19 protein-coding genes and 1 tRNA gene are annotated in these 19,129 nt (G+C 66.0%); 5 read left to right on the top strand and 15 right to left on the bottom strand.

Annotation, left to right across the window (positions count from 1 at the left end; all coding sequences use genetic code 11):
* Positions 1-27 precede the first annotated feature (27 nt).
* Both RTQ83_RS10060 and RTQ83_RS10055 read left to right on the top strand, forming a co-directional pair.
* Positions 28-2,055 (top strand): helicase-related protein, encoded by a 2,028-nt coding sequence (locus tag RTQ83_RS10060; RefSeq protein ID WP_312513956.1) that lies wholly within the window; start codon positions 28-30, stop codon positions 2,053-2,055.
* An 86-nt stretch (positions 2,056-2,141) separates the two neighbouring features.
* Positions 2,142-2,564 carry a PaaI family thioesterase gene (locus RTQ83_RS10055; RefSeq protein WP_312513954.1) on the top strand — a complete coding sequence of 141 codons (423 nt, stop codon included), beginning with the start codon at positions 2,142-2,144 and terminating at the stop codon, positions 2,562-2,564.
* Between the two features lie 15 nt (positions 2,565-2,579).
* Here the strand turns inward: RTQ83_RS10055 and RTQ83_RS10050 are convergent, their stop codons facing one another.
* From RTQ83_RS10050 to RTQ83_RS10030, 5 genes are all read right to left on the bottom strand, one after another.
* Complete coding sequence (locus RTQ83_RS10050) at positions 2,580-3,095, bottom strand: TlpA disulfide reductase family protein (RefSeq protein WP_312513952.1); 516 nt, start codon at positions 3,093-3,095, stop codon at positions 2,580-2,582.
* 76 nt (positions 3,096-3,171) lie between these two features.
* Positions 3,172-3,807 carry a BON domain-containing protein gene (locus RTQ83_RS10045; RefSeq protein ID WP_312513950.1) on the bottom strand — a complete coding sequence of 212 codons (636 nt, stop codon included), beginning with the start codon at positions 3,805-3,807 and terminating at the stop codon, positions 3,172-3,174.
* A complete protein-coding gene (locus RTQ83_RS10040) occupies positions 3,800-4,396 on the bottom strand; it encodes a phosphoheptose isomerase (RefSeq protein ID WP_312513949.1) in 597 nt (198 codons plus the stop codon). Before RTQ83_RS10040 ends, RTQ83_RS10045 begins: the two co-directional genes overlap by 8 nt.
* 56 nt (positions 4,397-4,452) lie before the next feature.
* Positions 4,453-4,812 carry a YraN family protein gene (locus RTQ83_RS10035; protein ID WP_312513947.1) on the bottom strand — a complete coding sequence of 120 codons (360 nt, stop codon included), beginning with the start codon at positions 4,810-4,812 and terminating at the stop codon, positions 4,453-4,455.
* Between the two features lies 1 nt (position 4,813).
* The gene (locus tag RTQ83_RS10030) at positions 4,814-6,115 is read right to left on the bottom strand and encodes a penicillin-binding protein activator (protein ID WP_312513945.1); all 1,302 of its coding nucleotides are present in this window, start codon (positions 6,113-6,115) and stop codon (positions 4,814-4,816) included.
* An 11-nt stretch (positions 6,116-6,126) separates the two neighbouring features.
* On the opposite strand from RTQ83_RS10030, the gene rsmI reads away from it, so the two are divergent.
* Both rsmI and RTQ83_RS10020 read left to right on the top strand, forming a co-directional pair.
* Positions 6,127-7,032, top strand: coding sequence for a 16S rRNA (cytidine(1402)-2'-O)-methyltransferase (rsmI, locus tag RTQ83_RS10025; RefSeq protein ID WP_312513943.1), 906 nt, complete (start codon positions 6,127-6,129; stop codon positions 7,030-7,032).
* A gap of 90 nt (positions 7,033-7,122) precedes the next feature.
* Positions 7,123-7,199, top strand: a tRNA-Pro gene (locus RTQ83_RS10020).
* A 101-nt stretch (positions 7,200-7,300) separates the two neighbouring features.
* Here RTQ83_RS10020 and RTQ83_RS10015 read toward each other — a convergent pair.
* From RTQ83_RS10015 to RTQ83_RS09970, 10 genes are all read right to left on the bottom strand, one after another.
* Positions 7,301-8,221: a hydroxymethylglutaryl-CoA lyase gene (locus tag RTQ83_RS10015; RefSeq protein WP_312513941.1), complete on the bottom strand. Its 921-nt coding sequence runs from the start codon at positions 8,219-8,221 to the stop codon at positions 7,301-7,303.
* 1 nt (position 8,222) lies between these two features.
* Entirely contained in the window at positions 8,223-9,152 is a 930-nt protein-coding gene (locus RTQ83_RS10010; protein ID WP_312513939.1) for a glyoxylate/hydroxypyruvate reductase A, read from the bottom strand.
* Positions 9,153-9,197: 45 nt separating this feature from the next.
* On the bottom strand, positions 9,198-11,231 hold the full coding sequence (locus RTQ83_RS10005) for an acetyl/propionyl/methylcrotonyl-CoA carboxylase subunit alpha (RefSeq protein WP_312513937.1): 2,034 nt from the start codon (positions 11,229-11,231) through the stop codon (positions 9,198-9,200).
* Positions 11,232-11,313: 82 nt separating this feature from the next.
* Complete coding sequence (gene bioB, locus RTQ83_RS10000; RefSeq protein WP_409456099.1) at positions 11,314-12,348, bottom strand: biotin synthase BioB; 1,035 nt, start codon at positions 12,346-12,348, stop codon at positions 11,314-11,316.
* 12 nt (positions 12,349-12,360) lie between these two features.
* Entirely contained in the window at positions 12,361-13,188 is an 828-nt protein-coding gene (gene bioD / locus RTQ83_RS09995; protein WP_312513936.1) for a dethiobiotin synthase, read from the bottom strand.
* A complete protein-coding gene (gene bioF, locus RTQ83_RS09990) occupies positions 13,185-14,387 on the bottom strand; it encodes an 8-amino-7-oxononanoate synthase (RefSeq protein ID WP_312513934.1) in 1,203 nt (400 codons plus the stop codon). Before bioF ends, bioD begins: the two co-directional genes overlap by 4 nt.
* A 2-nt stretch (positions 14,388-14,389) precedes the next feature.
* Positions 14,390-15,730 (bottom strand): adenosylmethionine--8-amino-7-oxononanoate transaminase, encoded by a 1,341-nt coding sequence (bioA, locus tag RTQ83_RS09985; protein WP_409456098.1) that lies wholly within the window; start codon positions 15,728-15,730, stop codon positions 14,390-14,392.
* Between the two features lie 26 nt (positions 15,731-15,756).
* Complete coding sequence (locus RTQ83_RS09980) at positions 15,757-16,545, bottom strand: enoyl-CoA hydratase/isomerase family protein (protein WP_312513932.1); 789 nt, start codon at positions 16,543-16,545, stop codon at positions 15,757-15,759.
* A 14-nt stretch (positions 16,546-16,559) separates the two neighbouring features.
* Positions 16,560-18,167: a carboxyl transferase domain-containing protein gene (locus RTQ83_RS09975; protein ID WP_312513930.1), complete on the bottom strand. Its 1,608-nt coding sequence runs from the start codon at positions 18,165-18,167 to the stop codon at positions 16,560-16,562.
* A gap of 17 nt (positions 18,168-18,184) precedes the next feature.
* Positions 18,185-18,655, bottom strand: coding sequence for a YchJ family metal-binding protein (locus RTQ83_RS09970; RefSeq protein ID WP_312513928.1), 471 nt, complete (start codon positions 18,653-18,655; stop codon positions 18,185-18,187).
* A gap of 162 nt (positions 18,656-18,817) precedes the next feature.
* Here RTQ83_RS09970 and RTQ83_RS09965 point away from each other — a divergent pair, with 162 nt between their 5' ends.
* On the top strand, positions 18,818-19,126 hold the full coding sequence (locus RTQ83_RS09965; RefSeq protein WP_312513926.1) for a HigA family addiction module antitoxin: 309 nt from the start codon (positions 18,818-18,820) through the stop codon (positions 19,124-19,126).
* Positions 19,127-19,129: the final 3 nt, after the last annotated feature.

Raw genomic sequence — 19,129 nt, 5'->3', positions numbered from 1 at the left:
CGGCAACGAGACATTCAGCCTGCATTCATGAGCGACCACCGAGATTTTCCCCCATCCGACAATACTCAAGACGACGACGCTTTCCTCGAACGCGAGCTTGGCCTGGACCGGCGCGGCATCGAACTGGTCAAGATGGAAGGGCGCGTGTTCCTGCGCTTTTCCGGCGAAGTCCGCTACGAGGGCTTGCGCGTTCCCTACCGCCTGGTGCCGGCGCGCGGCGTGCTGGCCAAGCCGAGCAAGTGGCGCAAGATGGACCTGCTGGCACGGCGCGAGCTGATCGAGGAACGCACGCTTGACGCCGATCTGCAGCGCCTGCACCAGGAGACCGAAGAATTCGTGCGCGACATCGCCGAGGATGCCGACGACTTCGGCTGGGATCCGATGCTGTTCCTCGATGTGCTGGACGAGCTGGAAACCTCCGAGCCGGCCGAGTACGTGTTCCAGCGCATCTCGCAGCGCCTGACCCACGCGGTCGAGCGCGAAGAGGAAGAGCGGCACGCGGCGCGCACCAAGGAAAGCATCAACCTGGCCGAGTATCCGCAATCGTTCGAGGTGGCCAGCCGGATGCAACGCAAGTTCATCGCGCTGCTCGGGCCCACCAATTCGGGCAAGACCCACCGCGCGATGGAAGCGCTGGCCAAGGCCGCCAGCGGCGTCTACCTGGCGCCGCTGCGCCTGCTGGCGCTGGAAAACTACGAGCGCCTGCAGGCCGCGCGTCCACACGGCGAAGAGATAAAGGTCAGCCTGATCACCGGCGAAGAACGCCGCATCGCCGAAGGCGCGACCCACGTTGCCAGCACGGTCGAGATGCTCGACACCAAGACGCCGGTCGAGGTGGCCGTGATCGACGAGATCCAGATGCTGGCCGACCGCGACCGCGGCGCGGCCTGGACCACCGCCGTGTGCGGGGCGCCGGCGAACGTCGTGTACCTGGTCGGCGCGCCGGAAGCGCGGCGCGCGATCGAGGCGCTGGCCGAGCGGCTCGAAGTGCCGCTCGAGGTGCATGTGCTGAAACGCATGGCGCCGCTGGCGATGGAAACGCAGGCGGTGCGCAAGCTCTCGAACCTGCGCCGCGGCGACGCCGTGATCGCGTTCTCGCGCCGCGAAGTCCTGATGTGGCGCGACATGATCACCGAGAAGGGTTTTTCGGTGGCCACCGTGTATGGCAACCTGTCGCCCGAAGTGCGCCGCGCCCAGGCCGAGCGCTTCCGCGAAGGGCAGGCCGATATCGTGGTCGGCACCGATGCGCTGGCGATGGGCCTGAACATGCCGATCGCACGCATCGTGATGACCACCACGGTCAAGTACAACGGCTATGAAGAGGAAGAGATCCCGGCGGCGCTGGCCAAGCAGATCGCCGGCAGGGCCGGGCGCTACGGCGTGCACGAAGAGGGTTTCGTGGCCGGCTACGACGACGACACCCATTACGTGATGCGCGCGCTGATGAAGGAGAAGATCCCGCCGGTGGCGGCGACCGGCTTCGCGGTGGCGCCGTCGCTCGAGCAGCTGCACCGGATCTCGGCGGTGACCGGCGAGACGTCCTTGGTAAAACTGTTAAAACGGTTTGTCCATAATATCGACGTGCCGGACGGCTTCTTCTATCCGCGCATCACCGAGGAACAGAACGAGCGCGCCGAATGGCTCGACACGCTGCCCTTGTCGGTGGCGGAGAAGTTCATGCTGTCGCTGGTGCCGATCTCGAGCCGGGTGCCCGTGCTGCAAAGCGCATGGGAACACTGGTCGCTGTCGCTGGCCAAGAAGCGCGTCACCAAGCTGCACGAGAGCGACAACCCGCAGCAGCTGTTCTACATGAACCTGCAGGAGGTCGAGGATACCTGCCGCCTGTATTCGGCCTATGCGTGGCTGGGCTACCGGCTGCCGGAGTATTTTCCGAGCATCGAGCTGGCGCAGCAGCTGGCGCGCGAGGCGTCGGAGCGGGTGGATGCGATGCTGCAGCAGCAGAACACGGCGGCGCGCAAGAAGGGCGGCGGGGCAGGTGGCAGGGCAGGGGGTAAGGCGGACAGTGCGCGGCGCGGCGGCAAGCGCGGGCGCTGAGACGCGGTGCGAATAGACGCTCCACTCGAACGCAAGCCGGGGCACTCGGTGTACGATTCGCTTTCAATAACAACACCGAGACGCTCGTGAACACCAAGCACAACCCCGACAGCTTCAACCAATTCGGCGCCACCTACCTGCCGGGCCACCTGGGCATCCGCATTACCGAGGTTGCCCCCGGCAAGCTGGCCGCCGAGATGAAGGTCGAAGCGCACCACCTGGCCCCCAACGGCTATCTGCACGCCGGCAGCGTGGTCACCCTGGCCGACACCTGCGCCGGCTACGGCTGCATCAGCAACCTGCCGGAGGGCGCGCACAGCTTCACCACCATCGAACTGAAATCGAACCACCTCGGCACCGCGCGCGACGGCACCATCTCGTGCGTCGCCACCGCCGTGCACCTGGGCCGCACCACGCAGGTGTGGGATGCGACCGTGATCGATGCGGCCAGCGGCAAGACCATTGCGCTGTTCCGCTGCACCCAGATGATCCTGTATCCGAAAGCGTAAGCTTTACACAGCGGGTCAGCCGGCCAGCTCTTTCGCGATCAGCTTGTGCACGGTCGCGAAATCCGGCTCGCCGACATACTTCTTGATGATGTTGCCCTGCTTGTCGATCAGGAAGGTGGTCGGCGTCAGCGACACGTCGCCGAACTGGCGCGCCAAGTCGCCGCTCGAATCCAGGGCCACCTTGAACGGCAGCGCGCGCTGCTCGGTGAAGTTCAGCACGTAGTCGGGGCGGTCGTACTGCATCGCCACCGCGACGAACTCCAGCCCCTGGTCCTTGAACTTGTTGTAGGTGTCGACCATCGCTGGCATCTCCTTGACACAGGTGACGCACGACGTGGCCCAGAAGTTGATCATCACGACTTTGCCGCGCAGCGCTTCGGTGCTGACCTTTTCGCCGGCGATGCTGATGAAGGTAACGTCGGGCGCCGGCGTGCTGCGGAAGAACGAGGCATAGCCGGCGCCGGCCAGCGCCAGCACCACGGCGGCAGCGGCGGCGGGCTTGATCCAGGGGCGGGAAGTGGAAGCGGTCATGATCGATAGGGACGAAAAAAAGGCAGGACCATTATAGTCCTGCCTTTCCCTTCCTACCGCGCGCCGGCTGAAACGATCAGCTGCGGGTCGGATTGTTCTGCGTCGCGCGCGGATCTTCTTCGCTGATGTATTCGAAGATCTTCACCACCCGCGTCACGCCCGACACGCCCTTGGCGACGTCGGCCGCGATATTGCCTTCGCGCGGAGTCACGACACCCATCAGGTAGACCACGCCGCGTTCGGTGGTGACCTTGAACGACACCGCCGACACGGTCTTCATGTCGACCAGGCTGGTCTTGACCTTGGCGGTGATCAGGGCGTCGCTCGAGCGCGAGGTGTAGCTCGACGCGCCGGAGATTTCCAGCTCGTTGATCACCGACACCACGTTCTCGATGGCGCGCACTTCGCGCTCGGCCTGCTGCTTCATCGCCTCGTCGCGCACTTCGCCGGTCAGCAGCACCTTGCGGTTGAAGCTGGTGACGTTGATGTGGCCGTTGCTGCCGGCGACCTGGTTCATCTTCAGCTCGGCCTTGACGTTGATCGCCTTGTCCTCGGTCTGGGCGCCGATGGTGCGGCGGTCGACGGTCGACATGGCGCCGGCGACACCGGCGCCGACCACCAGGCCGAAACAACCCGACAGCGATGCCAGCAGGGCGGAACCCAAAACAACTTTTACCAACAAACCGGCCATTGGCCGGCGGGTGTTACGCATTCTCGTCTCCTCCGAACAGCGCGACGTCGATGCCGTCGCAAATAGCGTGAATCGCGCACAGGTGGACTTCCTGGATGCGCGCGGTGCGCGCATGCTGGACGTTGATGTGCACGTCGGCATCGGTCAGCAGTTTGCCCAGGGCGCCGCCGTCCTTGCCGGTGAAGGCCACGATGCGCATCTCGCGTTCCAGCGCTGCCTCGACCGCCGCCAGCACGTTGCCGGAATTGCCCGAGGTCGAGATCGCCAGCAGCACGTCGCCGGCCTGGCCGAACGCCTGCACCTGCTTGGAGAAGATCTCCTTGAAGCTGTAGTCGTTGCCGACCGCCGTCAGGATCGAGGTATCGGTGGTCAGCGCGATGGCCGGCAGCGGGAAGCGTTCGCGTTCGAAGCGACCGACCAGCTCGGCAGCAAAGTGCTGGCAGTCGGCGGCGGAACCGCCGTTACCGCAGGCCAGGATCTTGTTGCCGTTGGACAGGGCGCCGAACATCAGTTCGACCGCCTGCGAAATGTGGGGGGCGAGGAGTGCAGCCGACTTCATCTTCAGGTCGGCGCTCTCCTGGAAGTGAGCGAGGATGCGTTGAGTATTCATAGCCGACGATTATAGTGTAGTAGCAACGGGTACTGGGCAACCGCGGTAAAAATTGCTTACACTTCAATAGCGTTGCGCAGCCACTCGATCCGCTCGCCGTCAATGGCGATCACGTCGAAGCGGCAGGGTGGAGTGACGGGAAAACGCAACAGGTAAGTCTGGGCCGCGCGGATCAGGCGCCGGATCTTGGCCGGGGTGATGCTGGCGGCGGCGCCGCCGTGTTCCGTATCCGCGCGCTGACGGACCTCGACGAACACCAGGGTGTCCCGGTCACGCATGATCAGGTCGATCTCGCCGCCCTTGCAGCGGAAGTTCGCTTCGACCGGACTCAGTTTTTGACGCTTCAGGTAGGCCAGCGCGGCCCGTTCCCAGTCGCGGCCCAGGGCCTGCCGTGCCGACAGGCGCCCGGACCACATCTCATTGCCCCAGGAGTGGCCCCGGCGCGGCGTCGAACACGCGGCCGTCGACGGCCGCCGACGCGCCGTCGCGCACCACGGCGCCGGTCTCGATGCGGCGGAAGGCCGGCGTCGGGCGGCTCATGTCGACCGACAGGCGGCCGGTCACGCCGTCCAGCTCGAAGGTGCCGGTAGGACGCGCCGCCAGTTCGCGCGCCACGCGGTAGGCATCGATGCCGAGCGCATACAGGCGCTGCATGTCGAGGCCCTCGCCGGCCAGGCCGGAGCGCGGATATTGGCCCACCGCCGGATGATCCGGCTGCACCGTCCACGGCAGGTCGAGGATGCGCACGCCCGCCAGTTCCTGCGGCACGGTGGCCGCGTCGCGCCCGGGGTTCGCGGTGGCGGTGGCATAGGTCGGCAGCGAGGTGCCGAGCGAGCTGCGCACCTGGCGCAGCTGGCCGGCATCGAGCGCGGCATACATCAATTGCGGCGTCTCGCTTTGCAGACGCGCGCGCAGTTCGGCCAGCGCGTTGCCGTCCACATAGCCGTCCATGATCGGCAGTTCGACCGTCGTCTGCTGGCGCCCCAGCTCGCTCCAGCGCGCGCTGAAGGCACCCGACAGGCGCTGCTGCCAGGTGGCGCGGCCGGTGACGATCAGCGCATTGCCGGCCGGCTGCTCGCCGTTGGCCCAGTCGGCCACCTGGCGCGCTTCGTCCTCGAGCGACAGGCCGATCACCAGCAGCTGTTTCGGCAGCACGCCGCCGACCTGCGGGTGGTTCAGGGCGACCGTCGGTTTGTTGACCATGCCGCTGGTGGCCAGCGCCGCCACGGCGGGACGCGCCAGCGGGCCGACCACGATGTCGTTCGCATCAGCCGCACGGCGATAGGCGTCCAGTGCCGCCTGCGACGAGTCGCCGGTCGGCACCAGGTTGACGGTGATGCCGGCGCGGTCGCGCTCATGGCCGGCCATGAAACCGGCGCGCACCGCTTCGGCCGGCTGGGCCAGCGCCTGCGATTCGAGCGGCAGCAGCAGCGCGATGCGGACGTTGGCGCTGGCCGGTAGGGCGGAAGCGGACGGCATGCTGCCGTCGGCGTTCGGCGGCGCTTCGACCGGCATGGTACGTACGCCGCTCTCCGCTTGCGGGGCAGGGGTATAAGTGGGTTGAACCGGCGTTGCACTTGTCACCGGCGTCGCGGGCGCGCAAAATCCGCCCGGTACGCCACAACCGGTATCGGGTGGCAACGGCGTGCTGCCGCAACCGGCCAGCAGCGTCATGGTGGCTGCGGAGAGCAGCCCCGTGAGATTTTTTTTCTTCAGCATCGGAACCCTTTATGACAGAACAGCAGACCATCGACATCGCCCGACTTCCCGTCATGGGCGAGGCGGCCCAGCAGTCCTATCCTACCGCAACGCTGTATGTCGTGGCTACTCCGATTGGCAACGTGACCGACATCACCCTGCGCGCGCTGCACCTGCTGGCGCTCGCCGACGTGGTCGCCTGCGAGGACACGCGCAAGACCGGCGCCCTGCTGCAGCGCTTCGGATTGAATAAACAGACCATCGCCGCGCACCAGCATAACGAGCGCGAAGTGGCCGACAAGATCGTCGAGCGCCTGCGCGCGGGACAGCGTGTGGCGCTGGTGTCCGACGCCGGCACGCCGGCGGTGTCCGATCCGGGCGCGCGCATCGTCGATGCGGTACGGGAGGCCAGGCTGAACGTGGTGCCGCTGCCGGGCCCGTCGGCGGCGGTGACGGCGCTGTCGGCCAGCGGGTTGGTGAACGACCGCTTCCACTTTGTCGGCTTCCTGCCGGCCAAGGCCAAGGGACGCGAGGCGGCGCTGGCGCCGTTGGTGCGCGAGACCTCGACACTGGTGTTCTATGAGGCGCCGCACCGGATCGTCGATTGCGTCGAAGCATTGATGGCGGCGTTCGAGCCGACTCGCCAGGTGGTATTCGCCCGCGAATTGAGCAAGCTGTTCGAGGAAGTGCACCGTTGCCGCCTGGACGAGGCGCTGGCCTGGGTCAAGGCCGACCAGCATCGCGAGCGCGGCGAATTCGTAGTGCTGGTGGAAGGGGCGGTGGCGGCGACGGATGCCGAGGATGCCGAGGCGGAGCGGGTGCTGCAGATTCTGCTGAGCGAATGCAGCGTCAAGCAGGCGGCGAATCTGGCGGCGCAGATTACCGGGCGCAAGAAGAATGCGCTGTATGAGAGGGCATTGCAGATCAAGGGCGAGTGAGGTGCCGGCGCCGGCAAACGCCACTCGGAAATTGTTTTTTTTCACCAACCCTTGACCGAGTAGCGCCAAGCCGGTATTATCTTGCTTCTTCGGAGTGTAGCGCAGCCCGGTAGCGCACCTGGTTTGGGACCAGGGGGTCCAAGGTTCGAATCCTTGTACTCCGACCAGCATTAGTGAGAAAAGCCGACAACGCAAGTTGTCGGCTTTTTTCTTTTCCGCGTAGGGTTGGTCTCGGCGGCCCCGCGCTCCGCCGCCAACCCTACGTCTGTCAGCCGGCCCGTTTGGCCGCGATCGCATTCCCAGCACGGCTGATGCTCTTGCGGCCCAGCTGCTGCGAAATGAACAAGCCCGCATCGACCACCTGGTCCAGATCCACCCCGGTTTCGATCCCCAGCCCCTGCATCAGATACAGCACGTCTTCGGTCGCCACGTTACCGGTCGCACCCTTGGCATACGGACAGCCCCCCAGCCCCGCCACCGACGAGTGGAAGATCGCCACACCCACCTCCAGCGCCGCATAGATATTGGCCAGCGCCTGGCCATAGGTATCGTGGAAGTGCCCGGCCAGCTGCGTCACCGGGAATTCCTGCGCCGCGCGCAGCATCACGGCTTGCGTCTTGCGTGCGGTCGAGACGCCGATGGTGTCGGCGATGTCGATCTCGTCGCAGCCAAGGTCGCGCATGCGCGCCACCACGTCGCCCACCGCATCGAGCGGCACCTCGCCCTGGTAGGGGCAGCCGAACGCGGTGCTGATCGAGCCGCGCAGGCGCAGGCCATGTTCTTTGGCCGCTTTCGCCACCGGTTCGAAGCGCGCGATCGATTCGGCGATCGAGCAGTTGATGTTCTTCTGCGAGAACGCTTCGGAGGCGGCGCCGAACACCACCACCTCGTCGGCCTTGCCCGCGAGCGCGGCCTCGAAGCCCTGCATGTTCGGCACCAGCGCCGAATAGATGGTGCCGGGACGGCGCTCGATGCGCGCCAGCACCTCGGCGCTGGTCGCCATCTGCGGCACCCACTTGGGCGACACGAAGGCCGCCGCCTCGACGTTGACGAAGCCGGCGCGCGCCAGGCGCTCGACCAGTTCGACCTTCACGTCCGCGCTGAGCGCTTCCTTTTCGTTCTGCAGGCCGTCGCGCGGGCCGACTTCGACGATCTTGACCTTGGTGGGCAGGGTAGGTTGGTGGTTCATGTCAGTATCCAAGTTGACGGTCGACCAGCTCGGTCACCGCTTCGCCGTTCTCCAGCGTCTGTATCTTGTCGGCGATCTGGCGCACGGCGTCGTGGCGCATGGTCAGCGCCGAGATGTGCGGAGTGAGGGTGATGCGCGGCTCGTTCCAGAACGGGTGCGGCGCCGGCAGCGGCTCGTGGCGGAACACGTCGAGCGTGGCGCCGGCGATCTGGCCCGAGCGGATCAGGGTCATCAGATCCGGTTCGTTGAGAATGGCGCCGCGCGAGACGTTGATCAGGTAGGCGCCGGAGGCCAGCCGGCCCAGGTTGTGGCGGTCCAGCAGGTTGGTGGTCTCTTGTGTGAGCGGCAGCATGCACACCAGCACCCGGATGCCGTGCAGAAAGTCGCCCAGTGCTTCCATGCCGGCGAAGGTTTGCACGCCCGGCACGTCCTTCGGGCTGCGGCTCCAGCCGCGCACCGGGAAGCCGAAATGGCGCATCGCCTCGACCACCGGCATGCCCAGCCGGCCCAGGCCCATCACGCCGATGGTGAAGTGTTCCTTGGCGTGCTGCGGTAGCGGATTCCAGGCGCCGTGGCGCGCCTGCTGTTCGTATTCGTCGAAGCGGCGGAAGTAACGCAGCACCGCATGCGCCACATACTCGGCCATCTGCACGCCCATGCCGGCGTCGCCCAGGCGCACCAGCGGCACGTCGGGCAGGGCGTCGCCGAACTTGAGCACGGCGTCGACGCCGGCGCCCATCAGGAAGATGGCCTTGACGTCACCCAGCTGCGCCAGCAGCGCCGGCGCCGGGTTCCACAACACCGCGTAGTCGCACGGCGCCAGCAGCTCGCCTTCCTTCCACGTGACCGTCTGGACGTCCGGCATCACGGCGTGAAATTCGCGTTCCCACGGCTCGATGACGCCATCGCCCCGGTACAGGACAATGCGCATGTCTCCCCCTCGTTGTTTGTCAGGGTGGTTTTGTTGTTGCCGCGCTTACGCCGCCTTGAACGCCAGCAGCGGTGCGCCGTCGGCGACCTGGTCGCCGACGCCGTACAGCACTTCCTCCACCAGGCCGTCGCTCGGAGCGGAAATGGTGTGTTCCATCTTCATCGCTTCCATGATCACCAGCGGCTCGCCCTTTTTCACGTCCTTGCCGGACTGAGCCAGCACGGCAACCACCTTGCCCGGCATCGGCGCCGTCAGGCGTCCGCCGGCGGCTTCTGCCTCACCGGCATGTGCCATCGGGTCATTGTACGCCAGCGTGAAATGGCGGCCGGCGGTGAACACGTGGAACACGTCGCCGTCGCGGCGTACGCAGCCGTGCAGGGCGGTGTCGCCCAGACGCAGCGACAGTTCGGCGCCGTCGCGTTTCACCAGTTCCAGGCGCTGGCGCTGGCCGTCGAGATCGATTTCCCAACCGTCGTGACGGTAGGTGAGGCCGACGCGGTAGGCGCCGCCTTGCTGGCCGGCGCTGTACTCGTCCGAGAAGGAGAGCACGCGGCGGTAGTCGCCGTTCATGCGCCAGCCGCTTGCGCGGCTCCATGGGTCGGATTCGTTTGCTGCCTGGCCGGCTTCGCTCAGGGCCAGCGCCGCCAGCGCCAGCGCACCCAGCGGGGCCGGGGCTGCTGGCGGGAACAGCGTCGCGCCGTGACGCTCGATCAGGCCGGTGTCCAGGTCGGCACTGGAAAACGCTTCGCCTTCGACCAGGCGTTTGAGGAAGGCGATATTCGTGGCCAGGCCGACGATGCGGAACTCGCCCAGCGCCTGCGCCAGGCGCGCCAGTGCCTGCGTGCGGTCGGCGCCCCAGACGATCAGCTTGGCGATCATCGGATCGTAGAACGGCGAGATGGCGTCACCTTCGCGCACGCCGGAATCGACGCGTACTGCGGCGGGCTCAGTTGCCCCACCCTTGCCGTCGGCGCCGAGTTCGAATTCGACCGCGCGCGGCACGTCCATGTGGCGCAGCGTGCCAATCGACGGCAGAAAGCCCTTCTCGGGATTTTCGGCATACACGCGCGCTTCGATCGCGTGGCCGTGGATGGTCAGTTCATTCTGTTTCTTCGGCAGCGGTTCGCCAAACGCGACGCGCAGCTGCCATTCCACCAGGTCGGTCCCGGTGATCATTTCCGTCACCGGATGCTCGACCTGCAGGCGGGTGTTCATCTCCATGAAGTAGAACGAGCCGTCCTGGTTGGCGATGAATTCCACCGTACCGGCGCCGACGTAGCCGACCGCGCGCGCGGCGTTCACCGCCGCTTCGCCCATGGCCGCGCGGCGCTCGGGCGGCATGCCGGGGGCCGGCGCTTCTTCCAGCACCTTCTGGTGGCGGCGCTGCACCGAGCAGTCGCGCTCGTGCAGGTAGACGCAGTTGCCGTGGCTGTCGGCGAATACCTGGATCTCGATGTGGCGCGGGCGGATCAGGTATTTCTCGACCAGCACCTTGTCGTCGCCGAAGCTGCTGATCGCTTCGCGCTTGCACGAGGCCAGCGCGGCTTCGAAATCTTCCGAGCGCTCGACCACGCGCATGCCCTTGCCGCCGCCGCCGGCGCTGGCCTTGAGCAAGACGGGATAGCCGATGCGGTCGGCCTGCTGGCGCAAGAATGCCGGATTCTGCTCGTCGCCATGGTAGCCCGGCACCAGCGGCACATTGGCGCCTTCCATCAGCTGCTTGGCGGCCGACTTCGATCCCATCGCGCGCATCGACGATCCCGGCGGGCCGATGAAGACCAGGCCGGCGGCGTGCACGGCCTCGGCGAATTCGGCGTTCTCGGACAGGAAGCCGTAGCCGGGGTGGATTGCTTGCGCGCCCGTGGCCTTGGCGACCTCGATGATCTTCTGGCTGCGCAGGTAGCTGTCCTTGGCTGCAGCAGGGCCGATCAAGACCGCTTCATCGCACACCGCGACGTGCTTGGCCCCGGCATCGGCTTCGGAGTACACGGCGACGGTCTTGATGCCCATGCGACGTGCGGTGGCGGCAACGCGGCAGGCGATTTCGCCGCGGTTGGCGATGAGGATCTTGGTGAACATGCGCTTATCTTTCGCTTATGGTTGTTCAATGTGATGGTGCGCGGCCGTGTCTCCCCGGCCGCGCGGTACTACCGGGACAGCATCAGCAGCCGCAGGCTTCCTTCTGCACCGATTGCAGCGTCGACGCGCGGGTTTTCAGGCCCAGTTTCTCGAGCAGCACACGGTCATCGTCCGCTTCCGGATTGTCGGTGGTGAGCAGCTTGTCGCCGTAGAAGATCGAGTTGGCGCCGGCCATGAAGCACATCGCCTGCACCGCTTCACCGAGTTCACGACGACCGGCCGACAGGCGCACGCGCGCTTCCGGCATGGTGATGCGCGCCACCGCGATGGTGCGCACGAATTCGATCGGGTCCAGCTTGTCCATACCGTGCAGCGGCGTGCCGGCCACCTGCACCAGGTGATTCACCGGCACCGACTCCGGATACGGATTCAGGTTGGCCAGCTGCGCGATCAGGCCGGCGCGCTGCTCGCGTGTCTCGCCCATGCCGACGATGCCGCCGCAGCAGACCTTCAGGCCGGCCTGGCGCACGCGGCCCAGCGTGTCCAGGCGGTCCTGGTATTCGCGAGTCGAAATCACGTTGTTGTAGAAGTCGGGCGCGGTGTCGATGTTGTGGTTGTAGTAGTCCAGGCCCGCGTTTTTCAGCTGTTCGGCCTGGCCTTCTTCCAGCATGCCCAGCGTGGCGCAGGTTTCCAGGCCCAGCGCCTTCACTTCACGCACCATGGTCTCGACCTTTTCCATGTCGCGCTCTTTCGGGCTGCGCCATGCGGCGCCCATGCAGAAGCGGGTGGCGCCGCTGGCCTTCGCCGCGCGCGCTGCATCGAGCACGGTGTCGATATCGAGGATCTTCTTGGCTTCGACGCCGGTGTCGTAGCGCGCCGCCTGCGGGCAGTAGCCGCAGTCTTCCTCGCAGCCACCGGTCTTGATCGACAGCAGGGTCGCCAGTTCGACGTCGCCGTCGGGGAAGTGGGCGCGGTGCAGGGTCGCGGCGCGGTGCATCAGCTCCGGAAACGGCAGCTCGAACAGCGCCAGCACGTCGGCCAGCGGCCAGGTGGCGTTCTCGCGTTCCTTGATGGCGGCCACTGGACGGTGCAGGGCGACGGTATTCATATCGGACATGTTTTGATTCCTTCAGGACTGGACCCGCGTGGACGGCCATCCCGGCAGTCCAGCGAGGTCGATAAATGCGGCCGCTTGGGCGGCCGTGGGTTCTTGCAGGCGCGGCACGCGGCCCAGCAGCGGGGCCGGGATGCGCTGTGCCAGCGCGTCGATGTTTTCTTGTTCGAAGCGCATATCCGGATCGGCCGTGTTGGCGACCCAGCCGGCCAGCACCAGGCCGCGTGCGACGATGGCTTCCACCGTCAATAACGCGTGGCTGATGCAGCCCAGGCGCATGCCGACCACCAGGATCACCGGCAGATTGAGTTGCGCGGCCAGGTCGGCGCTGTCGAATTCGTCGTTGAACGGGACCCGGAAGCCGCCCACGCCTTCGACCACCACCGCATCGGACGCGGCCTGGATCTCGGCGAAGGCGGCGATGATCGGTACCGCCTCGATGGTCACGCCTTCCAATGCGGCGGCGATGTGCGGCGCTGCCGGTTCGCGCAGCATGTAGGGTGTGGTGATCGACGACGGCAGGTGCACGTTGCCGGCCGCGATCAGCATGTCGGCGTCTTCGTTGTGCAGGGCGCCGTCGATCATGGTGGCGCCGGCCGCCACCGGCTTCATGCCGCAGGCGCGCTGGCCGCTGGAGGCCAGCTTGTACAGGATCGCGCTTGACACCAGGGTCTTGCCCATCTCGGTGTCGGTGCCGGTGACGAAGCACGAGAAGCGCGTCGGCACGCTCTCGAGGGCTTGCAGTTCGGGTTCGAGCACCGGCTCCGGCGCGTCCAGCTCGGGCTGCGCAACGCTTGGCGGTGGCGCGACCACCGGTTCTTCGTTGTCGTTCAGGTTCTTCATGGTGCGGCCTTTTCCAGTTCATTGAGCGCGTGCGCCAGGCGCGTCACGTCGTCGGGCGTGTGCGACGCGCACAGGGTCACGCGCAGGCGCGCCGTGCCCGGCGCCACCGTCGGCGGCCGGATCGCCGGCACCCACAGCCCCTGTTCATGCAGGCTGGCGCTGGCGCGCAGGGCGTCGTCGTTGCTGCCGATGATGACCGGCTGGATCGCGGTGTGCGAGACGGGCAGCTGCCAGCGTTCGAAACGCAGGGCGCCGCGCAGGGTGTCGATCAGCTTCGCCAGGTGCGCGCGGCGCTCGGCGCCTTCTTCGCCGCCAATGATAGCAAGGCTGGCGAGCAGGGCATGCGCCAGCGCCGGCGGCGCGGCCGTGGTGTAGATGTAGGGGCGGGCGCGCTGGATCAGCAGTTCGATCACGCTGGCGTGCGCCGCGACGAAGGCGCCGCCGACGCCGGCGGCCTTGCCCAGGGTGCCCATATAGATCAGGTTCGGCGACTTCAAGCCGAAATGCTCCAGCGCGCCGCGTCCGTTCTGGCCCAGCACGCCGAAGCCGTGGGCGTCGTCCACCACCAGCCAGGCGCCATGGCGCTCGCACACCGCCAGCAGTTCTGGCAGCGGGGCCAGGTTGCCGTCCATGCTGAACACGCTGTCGGTGACGACGATCTTGGTGGCGGCGCTGCTGGCAACCAGCATGGCTTCCAGCGCGGCCACGTCGCCGTGCGGATACACGCTGACGCCGGCCTTTGCCAGACGCGCACCGTCGATCAGCGAGGCGTGGTTCAGCGCTTCCGAGAAGATCATGGCGTCGGCGTCCTGGCCCAATGCGGTCAGGATCGCCAGGTTGGCCATGTAGCCGGTGCACAGGCTCAAGGCGCGTGCTTCGACCAGGTTCGGCGCCATCCATTCGGCCAGTTTATCTTCGAGCAGTTGGTGGGCGCGGCTGTGGCCCGAGACCAGGTGCGAAGCGCCGCTGCCGGCACCATACAAGCTTGCGCCTTCGCGCAGCGCTTCGATGACCTGCGGATGCGCCGCCAGGCCCAGATAGTCGTTGCTGCAGAAGGCGAGCATGTCGCGTTCGTCCACGGTCTGGCGCGGCGCGCAGGCGCCGTCGGTCACGCGGCGGCGGCGGATCAGGCTGTGCGCGGCGAGGGCGTCCAGCTTGCGGCGGACGTTGGCAATGAGGTCATTGGCGATCAGGTCCATATTCAACCCGCGATCACCGATTCGAACACCTTCTGCGTGCGTGCAGCCAGGCCGGCGACTTCCTCATCGTCCAGCACGTACGGCGGCATCAGGTACACGGTGCGGCCGATCGGGCGCAGCAGCAGTTCGTTCTCGACCGCGGTACTGAAGAAGCGGCGCGAGAAGGTCGACGCGCGATCGGTATCCGGCTCGATCGCATCGAACGCGAAGATCATGCCGCGCTGGCGGAAGTGGCGCGTGCGTTCGTGTTCGGCCAGCGGGGCCAGCGCGATGGTCAGCTTGGTCGCCAGCTCGCGGTTGCGGTTCAAGACGTCGTCTTCTTCGAAGATGTCGAGCGTGGCCAGCGCCGCGCGGCAGGCCAGCGGATTGCCGGTGTACGAGTGCGAGTGCAGGAAGCCACGCGTGATGTCTTCGCTGTAGAAGGCCTGGTAGATGGCGTCGGTGGACAGCACCAGCGACAGCGGCAGGTAGCCGCCGCTGATGCCTTTCGACAGGCACAGAAAATCTGGCCAAATGGCGGCCTGTTCGCAGGCGAAAAAGGTGCCGGTGCGTCCGCAGCCGACCGCGATCTCGTCGGCGATCAGGTGCACGTGGTGCTGGTCGCACAGCTCGCGCAGCAGTTTCAGGTACAGCGGGTCGTACATCGCCATGCCGGTGGCGCACTGCACCAGTGGCTCGACAATGATGGCGGCGATCTTGTCGCAGCGTTCCTCGAACAGCGCCTTCACTTCGGCGATGGCGCGCCTGGCCACGTCCTGCGCGGTTTCACCTTCGCCGGCGTTGCGCGCGTCCGGTGCGCTCACCACGTGCGAAGCGCGCAGCAGCGGGCCGTAAGCGTCCTTGAACAGCGGCACGTCGGTGACCGACAGCGCGCCGATGGTCTCGCCGTGGTAGCTGCCTTGCAGGCAGACGAATTCCTGCTTGGCCGGGTAGCCGGCGTTGCGCCATGCATGGAAACTCATCTTCATCGCGATCTCGACCGCTGACGCACCATCGGAGGCGTAGAAGGCGTGGCCGAGCGCGTGCCCGGTGAGGGCGGCCAGACGCTCGGACAGTTCGACCACCGGCTCGTGGGTGAAGCCGGCCAGCATCGCGTGTTCGAGCTTGTCGAGTTGGTCCTTCAGCGCGGCGTTGATGCGCGGGTTGGCGTGGCCGAACATATTCACCCACCACGAGCTGATGCCGTCCAGGTAGCGCCGGCCTTCATGGTCATACAGCCACGGACCCTTGCCGTGGCTGACCGCGATCAGCGGCACCTCCTCGTGGTGCTGCATCTGGGTGCAGGGATGCCAAACGCTGCGCAGGCTGCGCGCGATCCAGTCGAGGGAGGTTTGTTGCTTCACTTTGATTCCAATATCTACTAACTATATTAACTGTTTAGCCAGTTCGGCTTGCGTTTTTCCAGGAACGAGGTCACGCCTTCGCGTCCTTCATCGGATGCGCGGATGGCGGCGATGCGGTTGGCGGTGTCGATCAGGAGCGTGTCGCCGAGCGGCTGCCCGACGACGTCGCGCACCAGCTTCTTCGCTTGCGCCACCGCGTGCGGGCTGTTGCCGGCCAGAGCGCGCACGATGGCGCCAACCTTGTCATCCAGTTCGTCCGCAGCGACTACTTCGTGCGCCAGGCCGATGCGGTGCGCCTCCGCTGCAGTGAATCTCTCCGCGGTCAGGAAGTAGCGGCGCGAGGCCTGTTCGCCCATGGCCTTGATCACGTAAGGCGAGATGGTAGCCGGAATCAGGCCCAGCTTCACTTCGGACAGGCAGAACGCCGCATGCTCGCTGGCGACGACGATGTCGCAGGCCGCCACCAGGCCCATGCCGCCGGCGTAGCAGTCGCCGTGCACGCGCGCCACGACCGGCTTCGGGCACAGGTAGATGGTGCGCAGCATGTCGGCCAGGCGCATCGCATCCTGCTGGTTCTCCTCTTCGGAGTAGCCGGCCATCTTTTTCATCCAGTTCAAGTCGCCGCCGGCGCAGAAGGCCGGGCCGTTCGCGGCCAGCACGATGGCGCGCACGTTGTCGGTGCCGCCCAGCGCGGCGAAGGCGACCGCCAGTTCGTGGATCGCTTCTTCGTTGAAGGCGTTGCGCAGCTCGGGGCGGTTCAGGGTGACGGTGGCCACGCCTTCGGCGATCGATACGGTGAGAGTCTGGAAGTCCATGGTAGCTTTCTACGTTACATGCGGAATACGCCGAACTTCGTGTCTTCGATCGGCTTGTTAAGGGCGGCGGACAGGCCCAGGCCCAGCACGGTGCGGGTGTCGGCCGGGTCGATCACGCCATCATCCCACAGCCGCGCCGACGCGTAGTAGGGATGGCCCTGGTGCTCGTACTGGTCCTTGATCGGCTGCTTGAACGCGGCTTCTTCTTCCGGCGACCACTGGCCGCCTTTCGATTCGATGCCGTCGCGCTTGACGGTGGCCAGGACGGAGGCGGCCTGGTCGCCGCCCATCACCGAGATGCGCGCATTCGGCCACATCCACAGGAAGCGCGGAGAAAAGGCGCGGCCGCACATGCCGTAATTGCCGGCGCCAAAACTGCCGCCGATGATGACGGTGAACTTCGGCACCGAGGCGGTGGCGACGGCGGTGACCATCTTGGCGCCGTTGCGGGCGATGCCTTCGTTTTCGTACTTGCGGCCTACCATGAAACCGGTGATGTTCTGCAGGAAGACCAGCGGAATCTTGCGCTGGCAGCACAGCTCGATGAAGTGGGCACCTTTCAGGGCCGACTCCGAGAACAGGATGCCGTTGTTGGCGATGATGCCGACCTTCATGCCGAAGATGTGGGCGAAGCCGCAGACCAGGGTCGTACCGTAGCGTGCCTTGAATTCGTCGAATTCGCTGCCGTCGACCACGCGCGCGATCACTTCGCGCACGTCGAACGGTTTTCTCGTATCCACCGGGATCACGCCATACAGTTCTTCCGGGGCGTACTTCGGCTCGACGCTCTCACGCAACGCGCCCTGCTGCGGCTTGACGCGGTTCAGGTTCGACACGATGGTGCGCGCCAGAGCCAGCGCGTGCGGATCGTTCTGCGCCAGGTGGTCGGCCACGCCGGACAGGCGGGTGTGGACATCGCCGCCGCCCAGGTCTTCGGCGCTCACCACTTCGCCGGTCGCGGCCTTCACCAGCGGCGGGCCGCCGAGGAAGATCGTGCCCTGTTCCTTGACGATGATCGATTCGTCGCTCATCGCCGGCACGTAGGCGCCGCCGGCGGTGCAGGAACCCATCACCACCGCGATCTGCGGGATGCCTTTGGCGGACAGATTCGCCTGGTTGTAGAAGATCCGGCCGAAGTGGTCGCGGTCGGGGAACACGTCGTCCTGGTTCGGCAGGTTGGCGCCGCCCGAGTCGACCAGGTAGATGCAGGGCAGGTTGTTCTGCTCCGCGATCTCTTGCGCGCGCAGGTGTTTCTTGACCGTCATCGGGTAGTAGGTGCCGCCCTTGACGGTGGCATCGTTACAGACGATCACGCACTCCTGGCCGGCGACGCGGCCGATGCCGGTGATGATGCCGGCGCTGGGCGCCGCGTTGTCATACATCTCGTAGGCGGCCAGCTGGGAAAACTCGAGGAACGGCGTGCCGGGATCGAGCAGGTGTTCGACGCGCTCGCGCGGCAGCAGCTTGCCGCGTCCGACGTGCTTGGCGCACGCCGCTTCGCCGCCGCCCTGCGCCAGGCGCGCGACTTTGTCGCACAAGTCGTCGACCACCGCCTGCATCGCTGCGGCATTGGCCTTGAAGTCTTCGCCGCGCGGGTTGAGTTTGCTCTCGATCTGGGGCATGTGCCGTCCTTCTGTTCTCAGCTGGTTTTCTTCTCAGGGAAACTGCCGTCCAGATAGAACCAGCGTGGCACGCCGTCGGGGCCTGAGCTTGGGTCGACCTCGCGCACGAAGCGGCTCACCTCGTGCAGGCGATGCGCGCGGCCGCCGGTCTTGAAGCGGGCGACGAATTCGACGGTGTCGCGGTCCGGGTCTTGATCTGGAGCGTCCGGCAATTCTGCTTTACGTTGACGTAAACGTAAAGCAGATTTTATCTCCAGGCCGAGCCAGCGCATCGGCTCGCCGTCGTCGAACAGCGGTTTCTGAGGACGGGTGCTGGGATGCCACGTGGCAAGAAGATACGGCTCGTCCTTGCGCGTGAAGGCAGTGTACCGCGAACGCATCAACGTCTCGGCAGTCGGCGGCAGGGCGGTGCCGGCCAGGTAAGGACCGCAGCAATGCTCGAAGTCGGGGCCGCCGCAAGGGCAGGGGGAGGTGGGACGGGGGGACATGGCGGCAATTATCCGCGATTTTGCAAGTGCTTGAGGTTTGTGCGAGATTAATCCTGCTTGTGTCGATGGAATAAATGCTGAGCTAGCAAACAACGCTCGCTATGCTGTTTATCGATAAGCGATATACAATCTTGTTTGAGCTTCGATTCTGATAGAGACTATATGTTCGTGAATAAAATGCGCCCGATTCATCCCGGCGAGATCCTGCGCGAGGAGTATCTCGAGCCCTTGGGAATGTCGGCCAACGCCCTGGCAGGTGCGCTGCACCTGACCGCAGCCCGGGTGAACGAAATCGTGCGCGAGAAGCGCGGCATCACGCCGGACACGGCACTGCGTGTGTCCCGCTATTTCGGCACTACTGCCGAATTCTGGCTGAACCTGCAAATGATGTACGAACTGAGAAAGACGATCGAAACCGAAGGCAAGGCGATCATCGAGGCCATCCAGCCGCGTGATGTCGAAATGGCGTAAGCG

The sequence above is a fragment of the Massilia sp. genome, from assembly GCF_031995545.1.
In the GTDB taxonomy this organism is placed as follows: Bacteria; Pseudomonadota; Gammaproteobacteria; order Burkholderiales; family Burkholderiaceae_D; genus Telluria.
The sequence above is the reverse complement of the archived record's forward strand: the minus strand, read 5'-3'. Positions and strand labels throughout refer to the sequence as shown.